Here is a 14,178-nt window from a genome sequence, read left to right as displayed (position 1 = left end):
ACCTACCACCTTACAACCTTGTCCAAAAACCTGGGATTATCGGGATTTAATCCACGGCTTACCGCTTTATAGTAGGAGAGAAGCTGAACTATAGGGAGGTAGGGAATTGGATTCGCATCTTTACTGAGTCTGGGAAGTTCTATAGAATAGTCCTGTCCAAGATCCTGGGGAGAATTTGAGATTACTAGCACCTTTGCCCCCTGGTTCTTGAACTCCTTTACAAGCTTTTCATGCCACTCAAAAGGCTCCTCAACCATTAGCACAACTAGAGTTTTTTCATCAGCTATGGCCTTAAAGCCGTGCCTCACCTCAAAGGTTGGGTAAGCCTCACTCCAGAATATTGACATCTCCTTCATTTTCAGACTTGCCTCTAGAGCTACGGGATATAACAATCCTGAGCCCAGAAAGATAATGTTTTGGAAGTCAAAGCTCTCAACTATCTCCCTTATGTATCTTTCGTATTCCAGGCTTTTCTCCGTTGCTTTTGAGATCTCTCCAGCATTTAAAGGTGGAAGTCCATAGGAGTATCTTAACAACTGGAGGTATGCAAAGTAGAAGGATGTAAATGAGTGCGTCATCACAACGCTCTCTTCAATGGCTGGAACTACCAGAGAATAATCACACATTCTCGTCAAGGAGCTTTCACGTGTAGTAATTCCAAGTTTCTTGACGTTAATTTTCTCTAAGGCCAATAAGATCTCTGTGGTTTCCCCTGACCTCGATATTCCTACCGCAAGCTCTACCTCTCCTATCGGATAAGTTTCCTTAGAGTAAAGAAACTCGGAACATGGTAACGCTATCCCTAGGCCTCCGTGCATGTTAGTAACCATTGCCAAGAGCTTGGAAAGGAAGTGTGAAGAGCCACACCCTAAGTACAGGATTCTATTCGGTAGGCTTATCTTATCTTTTACCTTATTAAATACCTTATCAGCTTTAATTATCCCATCAGGCGTTTGCTTAATCTCAATTAGCGTTTTCATTTAACCTCACCCCTTTAAATAGAGGTAGCATGCTACATGGTGGTTTTTTTCTATTTCTATTGTTTGTGGGGGTTTTTCGTAGCATTCTTTTCTCGCGTAAGGGCACCTTGGAGCAAACCTACAACCCTTAATCTCGTAAACCCTCTCCTCCTCCCTCTCAGGCTCAATACCCTTAAACTCCCACCTAACACTCAAATCAGGAACACTCTCCAAGAGCATCCTAGTGTAAGGATGCAGGGGATTCCCAAAAACCCTCTCAGCATCACCCCACTCCACAATCCTACCCCTATACATAATAACAATCTTATCACTAATATAATAACCCAAGGCCAAATCATGAGTAATAAAAATCACGGAAGTACCAAACTTATCCCTAAACTCCCCCAACAAGTTAAGAATATCAATCCTAGTAGAAGCATCAAGCATGGAAACGGCCTCATCAGCAATTAAAAGAGAAGGCTCAACAAGCAAAGCCCTAGCAATTAATATTCTTTGCAACTGCCCACCACTCAACTGGTGAGGATACTTCCCCAAAACCTCACCAGGATTCAAACCAACACTCTCCAAACTCCTCTTGATCAATTCTTCCCTCTCCCCAGGAGCAACACCCCTCAAAAAATTCCTAAAAACCAAATCAAAAACCCTATCAACCTTATGCAAGGGGTTAAAACTAGCGAAAGGATCCTGAAAGACGGCTTGAACATTCTTATAATAATACCTCCTCAACTTTTCCCTATCAAAACTCCAAATATCCTCACCCCTAAACAAAATCCTACCCGAAGTAGGCTTCAACAACCTAAGAATCAACTTCCCAATAGTAGTCTTACCACTACCACTCTCCCCAATCAAACTAACAATCTCACCCTCACCAACCTCAAAACTAACATCATCAACTGCTCTAACCTCATAACCACCAAACAAGCCTGAAGTGAAAACCTTAGTCACATGCTCCAACTCAAGCACGAGAACCACCCCCAAGCAAGTGACAAGCAGCGTAATGCCCTGGGGAAACTTCAACTAATTCAGGCTCAACCTCACGACACACTTGCATAGCATAAGGACAACGAGTATAAAACCTACAACCCTCAGGAGGATTCAAGAGACTAATCGGGTAACCAGGAATCCCACGAAGCCTCTCCCTCTTATAATGAACACCCATTCTCGGGAGAGAATTCAAAAGGAGTTGAGTGTACGGGTGAGCTGGAGATTCTAGAACCTCCTCCATGCTTCCAATCTCAACAACCTTCCCAGCGTACATAATCATCACCCTATCAGCTATCTGCCTCAATAATGCTAAATCGTGCGTGACAAAAATTATTGACTTCACAATCCCCTCTTCCATGAAGTGATGGAGTAATTCTATCACTACCCTCTGCGTTGTCACATCTAATGCTGACGTTACTTCATCAGCAATTAGTAAGTCTGGGTTTAGGAGGGTTGAGACTACCATTGTAGCCCTCTGCCTCATTCCACCACTCAACTCTACTGGATACATTTCAGCAACCTTTGGCGAGAGTTTCACCATGCTTAACCTCTCTTTCAAGAGTTTTTCAACCTCTTTTTTATCCTGCATTCCGTGCTCTCTTGCCAAATCCCAAACTATATCCTTGATTTTCTTGGTTGGGTTTAATGCATTCATTGCGTATTGTGGGATTATTGATAACTCCTTGTACTGGATTTTTCTAGCCTCCTCCCTGGAGAGTTTCATTAAGTCTTTCCCCTTGAAGATTGCCTTCCCACCCTTGTGCGTCATTGGTGGTTTTCTTAGGATTAGGGAGTGGACTAGGGTTGACTTCCCACAACCACTCTCGCCAGCAATTCCAAACACTTCCCCCTTTTTGACTTCAAAACTAACCCCATCAACAGCTTTCACGAAACCCCTAGGAGTCGAGTAATAAATCCTAAGATTCCTAACCCTAAGCAAAATCACACCCCCCTCAACCTCGGATTAAACACCTCCTCCAAACCAAGATTTATGAAGAATAATGACGTGATTATCAGCGTTATAAATAGCCCTGGAGGAATGAACCACCACCACCAGCCAAATTGAAGGGCATTGTGCATGATGGCCTTCTGGAGTATCACGCCCAGGGAAACCATGGTTGTTGGCCCTAGACCAATGAAGTCTAGGGTTGCCGATGCTAGTATCGCACCGCTAACTTGAAGGATTCCAGTCATGAAGATGTAGGAGATCATGTTAGGTAGGATATCCTCCACAATAATTCTGAGATCCCCAACTCCCATTATCTTAGACATGTGAACGAACTCTCTATTCTTCAATGATAGGGTTTGGGCTCTAACGGATCTAGCAACCCAAGGCCAGTTCGTTAACCCTATTATGAGGGCTTGAATTTCGGGGCTTCTAGCTTCAAGGTAAGCTGCTACCAAGATTAGAAGGACTATCGAAGGGATTACCAGCATTATGTTGACGAACATCATTAAGAGCTCATCCACTAGACCTCCCTTATAGCCCGAGACAAAGCCTATCGTTATTCCCGTTATCGTTCCTATTATTGCAGCTAAGAATGCTACCCATAGGGATGTTCTAAGACCGTAGACTAACTCCGTATAGAGATCTTTACCCTCCTTGTCCGTTCCCAGGATGTGAAGAACTTCCACCTTCTTTCCGGTGTACGTTGTTATGTTTTCCCTGGTCATTGGAGGTAGAGTTTTGGCAGAGTAAGATGCGATCTTAATTTTACCCACTTGCTCGTAGTACAGCCCATCGCTTGCAAACGGCGTAAAGAGTGGTCCGATAAGTCCAAAGATAATGAAAGCGATCAGCATCCCGAATCCAAATTTGAATTTATTATTCCTGAATGCGAGCTTTATTACCTCCATACGTCATCCCTCTAGATAGCTAGCTCTAACACGTGGATCGATTAGAGCGTAAACTATGTCTATCACGAAATTAGCGACTAAAACCGAGATCACGATCATCAAAAAGCCTCCCTGGAGAAGGAAGTAATCCTGGCTCATCGCCGCTTTCATTAGCAACACTCCAACCCCTGGATAGTTGAAGACGATTTCAGTGGCTATTGCCCCCGCAACCATTAAGCCTAACTGAAGGGCTAGCCCTGTTATTTGGGGTAGAATTGCATTCTTGTACGCGTGCTTTGTCATCAATTTCTCGCTTGCTCCTAGTGCTTCTAGGTACCTCACGTAATCCGCTTCCAACTCGTAGATGATCATGTTCCTCATGCCAATTGCCCAGCTACCTATCATCACAATGAACAAGCTTAGGAAGGGCATTATCCAGTGTTTAAGGAAATCAACAACGAACTTCAAGGAAAAAGTTGGGATTAAATCTGGACTATAGGCCCCCTGGTAGGGTAAGATTCCAGCTTTTACACCAACAAGATACACGAGTAGCATTGCAAACCAGAAATATGGCATGCTAGCTAAGAAATAGAACAGGGGCATCATATATTTGTCGTACTTCTTATTCTTACCTGCAAAGGCCCCTAACCAGTTCCCGATTAACCAACTCAAGACTATAGCAGGAAGCAAGATCGCAATATCATAGGGAAGGGCATTTTTAAGCAACCTCGAAACTGGGGCCCTATAGAGGATGCTATACCCTAAATCTCCCTTGAAGAGGGCTACCCAAAAATTAACGAACTGAACGTAAAGGGGCTTATTTAATCCGTACAATTGCTCATAAAATCTTAGTAAGGTTTCCCTTTCCTGGGGAGATAATCCTAATGCGGAGTTTATCATGATTTGAATGGGATCCCCAGGCATAAGCCTAGGAAGTAGCCAGTTAAGGGTTACAGCAAAAATAAAGGTTAGTACGTAAACGATGATTTTCCTCTTTAGATAATCCCCAAAACCCATAATATTCCCCCCAACAAAATAATAAAAGAGAGAGCTCAGCCTCTCCTTCTCCTTAGAAGAAGTGGTACCACAACGAGGCCAACGAGTGCTGCTGGTCCGCAGACCCCTCCCTTGGTAGTCGTGGTTGTAGGAGTCGTGGTCTTCGTTGGTGATGGTGATTTAGTAACGGTAACGGTCTTAACTTCAGTTTTCTCCTGCGTAACCGTCTCTGTCTTCTCTTTAGTGACGGTCTGAACTATTGTAGAAGTCGTTGGAGTTATAGCTTTGGCCGGTCTGACTCCCAGGAAGGCTAAGGCCGTACCCCAGGTACCAAAGCCTGGCCAGAAGATTGGTACACCGTATGGATTGTCCTCATTTGGCCAGTTTGCCCAGTATTGAGTATTTGCTTCATAGAATAGTGTACCCATGTAGAGTGGAACCGCTGGAACATCTTGAAGCCATATCTTCGTTAGCTCAGCTAGAAGTTGAACCTGCTTTGCCTCGTCTGGGGTCTTTGCGAGCTCATCGAGCAACTCATTTACCTTCGGATTGTAGTAGTTGCCAAAGTTTGCTCCACCCTTTTCCTTGTCGTTTTTGTAATAGAGGAGATCATAATAAACGCTGTATGGATCGGGCTTGAACGTTCCGGCCCAGTGCATTGTCAGGTCGAACTCACCTGCTTGCTGCTTGCTAACCATGGTTCCCCAGTCATACTTCTTAACGTCAACCTTTATTCCCACGGCCTTTAGCTGGTTAACTATGATCTCTACGGCCTGCATCCAATCGCTACATACTCCACATGCAGCGAACGTTAGAACGAAGTCCTTCCCATTGTATTCCCTAATTCCATCCCCATCAACATCCTTAATTCCAGCCTCATCCAAGAGTTTAGCGGCTTCTGTTGGGTTGCAGTACCTCCATCCGTACTTTTCAATTAGCTGGCTAACTCCTATCTTCTCCTTCCATGGCTTCATGACGTTACCCAGGGGAGTTTGATCTGGAAGGTCGCTAATTGGACCTTGCTGTACTATTTGGGCCGGACAAATTGCTTCTGCTATAGCTTTCCTTACAAGTGGGTTATCGAGAGGCTTGTGCTTAACGTTGAAGTACATGATAACGGGGACGACGGGCGGGAAGTATGGTGGCCTATCGAGCCAGCTAACTATGTGTGGGTTCTTCTTCTTAAGCTCAACTATGTCAACGTAGTAGGTACCCACATCGAGGTCTCCCTTGAGGAACATGTTTGCTGCTTGATCGTTCGATCCCACGTAGAGCTGGACTATGTACTTGGGACTAGGTAATCCAAAGTACTTTGCACCCCACCAGTTATCGTTTCTCACGAATATTGCTTTTTGCTGTTCAATGACCTTGTAAAGCTTGTATGGGCCAGAACCAACGAGATACTTCTGCTCATCTCCCAGGAATGTCATGTGAATAACCTTTTGAGGATCTATATTCTTAAATATATGCTCTGGAAGGATCAAAACGCTATATAGCTCGTTTCTCCATGCCCAAACGTTTGGAGTTCCACTAAATACGAACTGAACGGTTCTATCATCTACAACTTTAATTTCCTTAAGTCCATATCTTGACCAGTCCTTAAGCCCGGCTTTCTCATAGTACTCAAAGGAGAACTTAACGTCATTAGCCGTTAAAGGCTTGCCATCCTGCCACCTTGTTCCCTCCCTAAGCTTAACTTCGAACACGTTGTCACTTACCCACTTTCCATAGTCTGCAAGCCAAGGAACGAGCTCGGTCTTCATGAAATTAAGCATGAAAAGGGGTTCAAATACCAAACCCGCTATTGGGATTATATTGCTTCCCTGAAGGGGATTTGCGTTCGTTGGCGGGGAGCTATTTGCTGTATACAGGGTTTCTTCCCTTGGGAGTTCTTCTGCTGCAAGAACTACCCCAAGGTTGCCCAACAATAGGGTTGCCACCAGAACTATAACAAGGTACTTCTTCATAATATCCCACCCCATTATAATTAAGACTCAATTTTTATAAGAAGTTCACATTATATAAACTTTTTGATTATAATTAGCTTGAGGATTAAAAGGGGGGATTAATTCAGATTTAAGGGAAGTTATAAAAACATTCAAATTTACAGTAACATGATGAGGGGGAGATTGAATGAAGTTTTACTGGGGCGTCGTTCAGTCTGCATTTCAATTTGAAATGGGGGATCCCTACAGGAGGAACATAGATCCCAGAAGCGATTGGTGGTATTGGGTCAGAGATCCATATAACATAAAGAATGACCTCGTCAGTGGAGACCTACCAGAAGAGGGAATAAATAACTATGAACTTTATGAAATAGATCATAGGTTAGCAAAAGAGCTTGGATTGAATGCTTATCAATTAACGATAGAGTGGAGCAGAATATTCCCTTGCCCCACCTTCAATGTAGAGGTTGAATTTGAAAGAGACGGGTACGGGCTCATAAAAAAGGTGAAAATAGAAAAGGAACACTTAGAGGAGCTCGATAAGCTTGCAAATCAAAAGGAAGTTAGGCATTACCTGAATGTTTTAAGGAATTTGAAAAAACTTGGATTTACAACATTCGTCACTTTGAACCACCAGACAAATCCCATATGGATCCATGACCCCATAGAAACTAGGGGGAACTTCCAAAAGGCTAGAGCAAGAGGATGGGTTGACGAAAGGACAATCATAGAATTCGCGAAGTATGCAGCCTATGTAGCCTGGAAGTTCGACAACTATGTAGATTACTGGTCAACATTTGATGAACCAATGGTTACAGCGGAGCTCGGTTATTTAGCCCCTTACGTCGGCTGGCCTCCTGGGATTCTAAACCCATCAGCGGCCAAAAAAGTGATAATTAATCAAATAGTAGCTCACGCCAGGGCCTACGATTCGATAAAGAAATTCTCGTCTAAGCCTGTAGGAGTGATACTAAATATAATTCCTGCTTATCCTCTAGATCCAAACGATTCTAAGAGCGTAAGAGCAGCCGAGAATTATGATCTCTTCCACAATAGGCTGTTTCTAGAGGCCGTAAATAGGGGAAACGTTGACTTGGATATCACAGGAGAATACACCAAAATACCACACATAAAGAGAAACGACTGGATCGGAAACAACTACTATACAAGAGAGGTCGTCAAGTACGTTGAACCAAAATACGAGGAATTACCCCTCATCACATTCGTCGGTGTTGAAGGTTATGGATACTCTGGAAATCCCAATAGCTTATCCCCAGATAACAATCCAACGAGTGACTTTGGCTGGGAGGTATTCCCCCAGGGTCTCTATGACTCCACGTTAGAAGCTGCGGAGTACAACAAAGAGGTGTTCATAACGGAGAATGGAATAGCTGACTCCAAGGATATACTAAGACCTAGGTACATCATTGATCACGTCAATGAAGTCAAGAAGTTGATAGAAAATGGAATAAAAGTAGGTGGATACTTCCACTGGGCACTTACAGATAATTATGAGTGGGCTATGGGATTTAAGATTAGATTCGGGTTATACGAAGTGGATTTGATAACAAAGGAGAGAATACCCAGGAGAAGAAGCGTTGAGATCTATAAAAAAATTGTAATGGAGGGGATCGAATGAAGACGATAGCAGTTGATGAAACTACCTGGAAGAAAATAAAGATGCTCAAGGACAAGATGGAAGCAAGATCGTACGATGAGGTTTTACAAAAACTAATAGAAACTTGGCACCTAGTCGAGCTGGATAAGAAAGTCGATAAGGTAATGGTTAACGACGAGGAGATGAAAATTCTAATGTCGATATTAAAGAAAAAGAAGGGGAGTTAAAGATGCCTCTACCTCCAGATATAACTTTTGATAGCTTAGCATTAATAAAGATGCACTCCCAGAATATGAAGAGAATACTTGAGGTAACCCTGGCAAAATTTACCGTTAACCTATCTATAGTCACAGTATATAGGTACCTTACCGCGAGGGCATATTTAAAAAAGAACATTGAAGCAGAATTTGAGATCTTAAAAGATATTTATAATATAGTTCCACTCCTTGATGACATAGCCATAAAAGCAGCCCAAATTGAAGCTAATCTTATAAAAAAGGAGATAACGCTTGACATGGAGGATATAATAACAGCGACGACGGCCATATATACAAATAGCCTACTTGTGACAGATGATCCAAAGAGATACGAGCCAATTAGAAGATTTGGGCTCGATACAATGCCACTAGATAAGTTTATAAAAGAGGTAGAGCTAATGGTTGAGAAAGAACTCATATAAGATCAGTAAACGGAGTTATATGGTAAAACAATCCTGGCATAATCCTGAATCCCTCTCCATACCTAACTCCTATTTTCTCTCCGTAAAACATTGCTATAGTTCTCAAAAAAGGCTCCCACTTCTCCCAGATGTCATCTGGAAATTGACTCCTATGAACCCTTATGGCCTTTAACTTCAACTCCATTAAATCCGTTATATCGACGATGTAATTTGGCTTGTGAGTGTAATATAAAGCTATAAACGATCCACTATTATAGGGGTTTAGCCCAATATCCAAGTCCGTATTTGAGAAGTTCGGAAGCTGAGAAAAGGCTACTGATTCTATTGCAAGAAAACCTGTTCTCCTGTGATCGGGATGAGATTCATAAGGTAACCAGGGATCAGGGGCAAAAACACCATCAGGTTGCTCTTTTCTTAATATTTTCGTTAGATCCTTTCTAACTTCCCTGGAATATGGAAGCTCGGTATCCCTGTAATTTAGCCAGTAAATCTTTTTAACACCTAAAAGCCTAGCACTCTCTTCTTCCTCTTTTCTTCTTATAGCAGCTAGTTCATGCCCGGACAAACTCTCATCTGTAGTTCCCATATAGCCATCGGTCATGCAGACGTAGATGACTTCAACTCCCATATCTGAGAGCTTTTTAATCGTCCCTCCCATACCTATAACACAATCATCTGGGTGCGGTTCAATGCAAAGAACTTTTTTAGCATCCTTGAAGGGATTCTGCAAGTCAAATTCTAAAACCTCACGAAGTAGCTTATTAAAAGCCTCTTCAAATGTATCTATGTCTTCAAACATGTTTACCACCACTTAAATATAATCCTTCCCCTATTTATAAATATTCATATTTCATAATATCAACCATAATTATAAGGAATTTTATTAAGTCCCTCCTCTAAAGTTAAACTAAGGGTACGAAAATGGTAAGCTCAAAATTTAAAGATATCCTCTATAGATTGGGAATCCCTGAAGGTAAGGTGGAAGACCTGGAGGCTAGGGGAGGGCTCGTCGAGGATAAGTTCGATGATATAAAATACCTGAGGATAAGAAACTCAGTTGGAAAGTTAAGAAGGGGGACGGTAGTTCTGAATGACAAGTTCATAATCCTCGGGTTCCCCCATATTAAAAGGATAGTTAACCTAAAAAATGGCATTAAAAGAACTTTCAAAAGGGGAGAATTCTACGTCGAAGAGAAGGTCGACGGATACAACGTAAGGGTTGTCAAGTTTCGAGGTAAGATTCTCGGTATAACGAGGGGAGGGTTCATATGCCCCTTTACGACTGAAAGAATTTCCGACTTCATTCCAGAGGAATTCTTTAAAGATCATCCCAACCTCATTCTTGTCGGTGAAATGGCGGGCCCTGAGAGTCCGTATTTAGTTGAAGGTCCTCCCTATGTTAAGGAGGATATCCAATTCTTCCTCTTCGATATTCAAGAGCTTGGAACGGGGAGAAGTCTGCCCGTAGAGGAAAGGCTAAAGATAGCAGAAGAGTACGGGATAAGCCACGTCGAAGTTTTCGGGAAGTTCACCTATAAAGATCTAGAGGAGATCTATGAAATCGTGGAAAGGCTCAGCAGGGAAGGGAGGGAAGGGATAGTCATGAAGAGTCCCGACATGAGGAAGATGGTAAAGTACGTAACCCCATACGCCAACATTAACGATATAAAAATAGGGGCCAGGGTCTTCTACGAGCTCCCCCCAGGATACTTTACGAGTAGGATATCCAGGTTAGCCTTCTACATAGCTGAGAAGAGGTTAAGGGGAGAAAATTTTGAAGAACTTGCAAAAGAACTTGGAAAAGCCCTTCTCCAGCCTCTAGTCGAGAGTATACATGATGTTGAGCAAGAAGATGAGATAGCTGAGGTGTTCAAGGTCAGGGTGAAGAAAATTGAAACCGCTTACAAGATGGTGACACACTTCGAAAAGTTAGGGCTGAGGATAGAGATAGTTGACATAGAGGAGATGAAAGGCGGGTGGAGGATCACATTCAAGAGACTTTACCCCGATGCAACCGAGGAAATTAGGGAGCTCATAGGAGGGAAATCATTCGTTGATTGAGGTGATTGCCATGGATATTAGGGAGATAGGCCTGAGATTGGTTGGAGAAGCAATAAAAGCTGCAGATCCATACAGGGCAGTCCTAAATGCAGTTAAAGTGAGTGATGACAAGATAATTGTTCAAGGTAAGGAATTTGAAATCAAGGGAAAGGTGTACGTAATAGCCCTGGGGAAAGCAGCATGTGAAATGGCAAGGGCCATAGAGGATATACTCGATGTTGAGGATGGCGTTGCGGTAACTAAGTACGGTTATGGAAAAGAGTTAAAGAGGATAAAGGTGATTGAAGCGGGACACCCAATACCTGATGAGAAATCCATATTGGGAGCTAAAGAGGCCCTATCGATATTGAATAGAGCTAGGGAAAATGACATAGTTTTCATCCTAATTTCAGGTGGAGGTTCGGCACTATTTGAGCTTCCAGAAGAAGGTATTTCCCTAGAAGATCTTAAGCTAACCACGGATCTCCTTCTAAAGAGCGGGGCAAAGATACATGAGATAAATACGGTTAGAAAGCATATATCAAAGGTTAAGGGAGGTAAGCTTGCGAAGATGATCAAGGGGACCGGAATAGTACTGATAATTTCGGATGTAGTTGGCGATAACCTAGAAGCCATAGCCTCAGGGCCCACCGTTAAGGATCCAACTACCTTCGAAGATGCGAAGAGGATCCTGGAACTCTACGACATCTGGGAGAAGGTTCCCGAAAGCGTTAGGTTACATATAGAGAGAGGATTAAGGGGGGAGGTGGAGGAAACCCTCAAGGAAGATCTACCCAATGTTCACAACTTCCTGATAGCCAGTAATTCAATCTCCTGCGAGGCCATAGCCAGGGAAGCTCAGAGGCTTGGGTTCAAAGCATATATAATGACGACTACTTTGGAGGGAGAAGCCAAGGATGCCGGGTTATTCATAGGATCTATAGTCCAGGAAATAGCTGAAAGGGGAAGGCCGTTCGAACCTCCGGTAGTTCTAGTGTTCGGTGGAGAGACCACCGTAACAATAGAAGGTAAAGGGGGAAAGGGAGGGCCCAACCAAGAAATAGCGCTGAGTGCTACCAGGAAGATCTCGGATCTAGAAGCCCTGATCGTGGCCTTCGACACCGATGGAACCGATGGTCCCACTGATGCGGCCGGGGGAATAGTGGATGGAACAACGTACAAGAAGCTTAGGGAAAAGGGAATAGATGTTGAGAAAGTATTGAAAGAGCATAACTCGTATGAAGCCTTAAAGAAAGTTGGGGGCTTGCTATTCACTGGGCCCACTGGAACGAACGTCAACTCTATTGTTATAGCGATAGTCACATCGAAACGAGGCCGTACTTAAGTAGCTTGTTCACTATCTTCCTCCCCTCATTAGTCAAATCCACTATCTTCCTTATCATAACTATCTTAAGCAACCCTTTATCTATCATCCTATCGTATATCTCCTCTATCTCCTTTTCCGACACTCCCAGGAACTGGTGGAGCTCCAAGGGATTTATTCCAGAGTACAGAGCAACTAAAATCTGTTTTTCCATCTCGTCTAGGGCTTCTAGCTCCTTTATCTCCTTCTCCATTATCTCCTGGAACTCCGATTTTAGCGTTGGGAAGTCGTCGGAAACTTTCATTATGAATTCCATTATAGCGGGATTATACTTCAGTAGGTACCTTAAAACGTAAAGCTGTGTCTGCTTATCGGGAATGTAAAGGTAGGAAGTTACGCTCTGATCTATGTGAAAGTGTCTTATCTTCCAGGCCCTTACTCTTTTACCGTTCATATCAACCTCTTCAATCTCTATATCTTCAAGATCCGAGAATATTGAAACCGGTCTCTTATCCTTAATTATTACTACAATGCTTCTCTCTGTTTTTTGAGTTCTAGCTGATTTAACCTTAATGACTCTAAGCCATCCCTCTTCCCACTTTGATTCCATATTCACTGCTCCACCAATTATTCTAGCCAGTTGAAGCATGACGGTTTTACCATTAATCAAAACCTCAAACACCTTGTGAACGAACTCGGAGAACTTCTTCTCATCGTATATAAGGAGATTCTCCTCTATCGTGAATATTACCAATAACTCTCCTCTCCCAGGAATGTAAAACTTTATCCCGAAATGATCTTTTTCAGGATTCAGTTTAAGCTCGTCTGGGATTCTAACCCCGAGGTCTATTAAAGCCGAGAACGGAAAACTATCCTCACCTACAACCTCACCCATTTTAAGGTACTTAACAACTATCCTATCGCTCTCTATCTGGGCTATCGCATCTCTCCAGCTTACTTTTCTTGAGGTCACCCACGAGGAAGATATACCTACCTTAACTCTCGCTTCAAAGATCGGCATCTATACGCCCCCGTCAGAGGGCCTCTAGCTCTTGTAGCCTCTTCTCTAAATCCTCAACTTTCTTCCTTAGCTTCTCCACCTCCTGGGAGAGCTGTATTTCAAGCGGTGTAATAGCTGGATTCTCTCCCCTCTTCTTTATCAGATCATCAAGTATCGAGATCGCGTTGTTAATGCTCGAGGTCATCCTTATCAATGCCTCATCAGGTGATAACCTAGTTGTTCCCTCCTTTCCCTTTTCCCTAACTTCTATTGGAAGTTTTGTCCTAGCTACATAAGCCATTATTTGGTTTAGCCTATCCCTATCTTCTGGAGATGGATACCTTGCAAGCCAGAGTCTCTTAAATTCATCAAGCTCACCAAGAACCTTCATTAAGAAAGCGTTGTACTCATCTTCGCTTACGAAACCCAAGGCGTATCCCCTTGCAACGTCAAGGAGCATTAATAGCCTCTCCTTCTTTTTCTTTGCCTCATTCAAGACGTTCTGAACCTTCTCATCTATCACCTGCTTAATTCTCTTAACTATATCCTCCTCGCTAATTGCTTTCGTTTCCTCTTTAACCGGGTTTTTCTGTTTTTCTGCTATAACTTCCTTCCTCTTTCTCTCAACTCTGCTTTCGGCTTCTATACTCTTTGATAACAGCAGAGCTTGCATACTCTTCATCTGCTGGGATACCACAGAGGAAACTATCCAGGCGGCAATCAGTGAACCCACTATTACTGCTACCACCACCAATATCACAGTCCATACATCCAT

Annotated in this window: 14 protein-coding genes; 5 read left to right on the top strand and 9 right to left on the bottom strand. The window is 43.0% G+C overall.

Annotated elements, in window-relative coordinates; all coding sequences use genetic code 11:
* Positions 1 to 2: 2 nt before the first annotated feature.
* Genes glmD through PH_RS02345 form a run of 6 tightly spaced genes read right to left on the bottom strand, consistent with a single transcriptional unit; the run spans position 3 to position 6,763 of the window.
* Positions 3 to 980, bottom strand: a complete 978-nt coding sequence (glmD, locus tag PH_RS02370; RefSeq protein ID WP_010884612.1) for a glucosamine-6-phosphate deaminase — start codon at positions 978 to 980, stop codon at positions 3 to 5.
* A gap of 6 nt (positions 981 to 986) precedes the next feature.
* On the bottom strand, positions 987 to 1,943 hold the full coding sequence (locus PH_RS02365) for an ABC transporter ATP-binding protein (RefSeq protein ID WP_048053143.1): 957 nt from the start codon (positions 1,941 to 1,943) through the stop codon (positions 987 to 989).
* Entirely contained in the window at positions 1,936 to 2,910 is a 975-nt protein-coding gene (locus PH_RS02360; RefSeq protein ID WP_010884610.1) for an ABC transporter ATP-binding protein, read from the bottom strand. The genes PH_RS02365 and PH_RS02360 overlap by 8 nt, the downstream gene beginning before the upstream one ends.
* Positions 2,907 to 3,821, bottom strand: a complete 915-nt coding sequence (locus tag PH_RS02355; RefSeq protein ID WP_010884609.1) for an ABC transporter permease — start codon at positions 3,819 to 3,821, stop codon at positions 2,907 to 2,909. Before PH_RS02355 ends, PH_RS02360 begins: the two co-directional genes overlap by 4 nt.
* Before the next feature lie 3 nt (positions 3,822 to 3,824).
* A complete protein-coding gene (locus PH_RS02350) occupies positions 3,825 to 4,817 on the bottom strand; it encodes an ABC transporter permease (protein ID WP_010884608.1) in 993 nt (330 codons plus the stop codon).
* Between the two features lie 35 nt (positions 4,818 to 4,852).
* The gene (locus PH_RS02345) at positions 4,853 to 6,763 is read right to left on the bottom strand and encodes an ABC transporter substrate-binding protein (RefSeq protein ID WP_048053142.1); all 1,911 of its coding nucleotides are present in this window, start codon (positions 6,761 to 6,763) and stop codon (positions 4,853 to 4,855) included.
* A gap of 166 nt (positions 6,764 to 6,929) precedes the next feature.
* Between PH_RS02345 and bgaS the strand changes: the two genes are divergently transcribed.
* The 3 genes from bgaS to PH_RS02330 are packed head-to-tail and all read left to right on the top strand — an operon-like array spanning position 6,930 to position 9,039.
* A complete protein-coding gene (gene bgaS / locus PH_RS02340) occupies positions 6,930 to 8,381 on the top strand; it encodes a beta-galactosidase BgaS (RefSeq protein ID WP_010884606.1) in 1,452 nt (483 codons plus the stop codon).
* Positions 8,378 to 8,587, top strand: a complete 210-nt coding sequence (locus PH_RS02335; RefSeq protein ID WP_010884605.1) for a hypothetical protein — start codon at positions 8,378 to 8,380, stop codon at positions 8,585 to 8,587. The genes bgaS and PH_RS02335 overlap by 4 nt, the downstream gene beginning before the upstream one ends.
* A gap of 2 nt (positions 8,588 to 8,589) precedes the next feature.
* Positions 8,590 to 9,039 carry a type II toxin-antitoxin system VapC family toxin gene (locus PH_RS02330; protein ID WP_010884604.1) on the top strand — a complete coding sequence of 150 codons (450 nt, stop codon included), beginning with the start codon at positions 8,590 to 8,592 and terminating at the stop codon, positions 9,037 to 9,039.
* Here the strand turns inward: PH_RS02330 and PH_RS02325 are convergent.
* The gene (locus PH_RS02325; RefSeq protein WP_048053141.1) at positions 9,032 to 9,838 is read right to left on the bottom strand and encodes a PIG-L deacetylase family protein; all 807 of its coding nucleotides are present in this window, start codon (positions 9,836 to 9,838) and stop codon (positions 9,032 to 9,034) included. The genes PH_RS02330 and PH_RS02325 overlap by 8 nt on opposite strands.
* Before the next feature lie 122 nt (positions 9,839 to 9,960).
* On the opposite strand from PH_RS02325, the gene PH_RS02320 reads away from it, so the two are divergent.
* Positions 9,961 to 11,100: an RNA ligase gene (locus PH_RS02320; protein WP_010884602.1), complete on the top strand. Its 1,140-nt coding sequence runs from the start codon at positions 9,961 to 9,963 to the stop codon at positions 11,098 to 11,100.
* 10 nt (positions 11,101 to 11,110) lie between these two features.
* On the top strand, positions 11,111 to 12,424 hold the full coding sequence (locus tag PH_RS02315; protein WP_048053140.1) for a glycerate kinase type-2 family protein: 1,314 nt from the start codon (positions 11,111 to 11,113) through the stop codon (positions 12,422 to 12,424).
* Here PH_RS02315 and PH_RS02310 read toward each other — a convergent pair.
* Positions 12,399 to 13,424: a CheF family chemotaxis protein gene (locus PH_RS02310; protein ID WP_010884600.1), complete on the bottom strand. Its 1,026-nt coding sequence runs from the start codon at positions 13,422 to 13,424 to the stop codon at positions 12,399 to 12,401. The two genes, PH_RS02315 and PH_RS02310, sit on opposite strands and share 26 nt — an antisense overlap.
* Before the next feature lie 13 nt (positions 13,425 to 13,437).
* The gene (locus tag PH_RS02305) at positions 13,438 to 14,178 is read right to left on the bottom strand and encodes a hypothetical protein (RefSeq protein ID WP_010884599.1); all 741 of its coding nucleotides are present in this window, start codon (positions 14,176 to 14,178) and stop codon (positions 13,438 to 13,440) included.

This window comes from Pyrococcus horikoshii OT3 (assembly GCF_000011105.1).
In the GTDB taxonomy this organism is placed as follows: Archaea; Methanobacteriota_B; Thermococci; order Thermococcales; family Thermococcaceae; genus Pyrococcus; species Pyrococcus horikoshii.
This window is presented reverse-complemented; position numbering and strand designations above follow the sequence as displayed.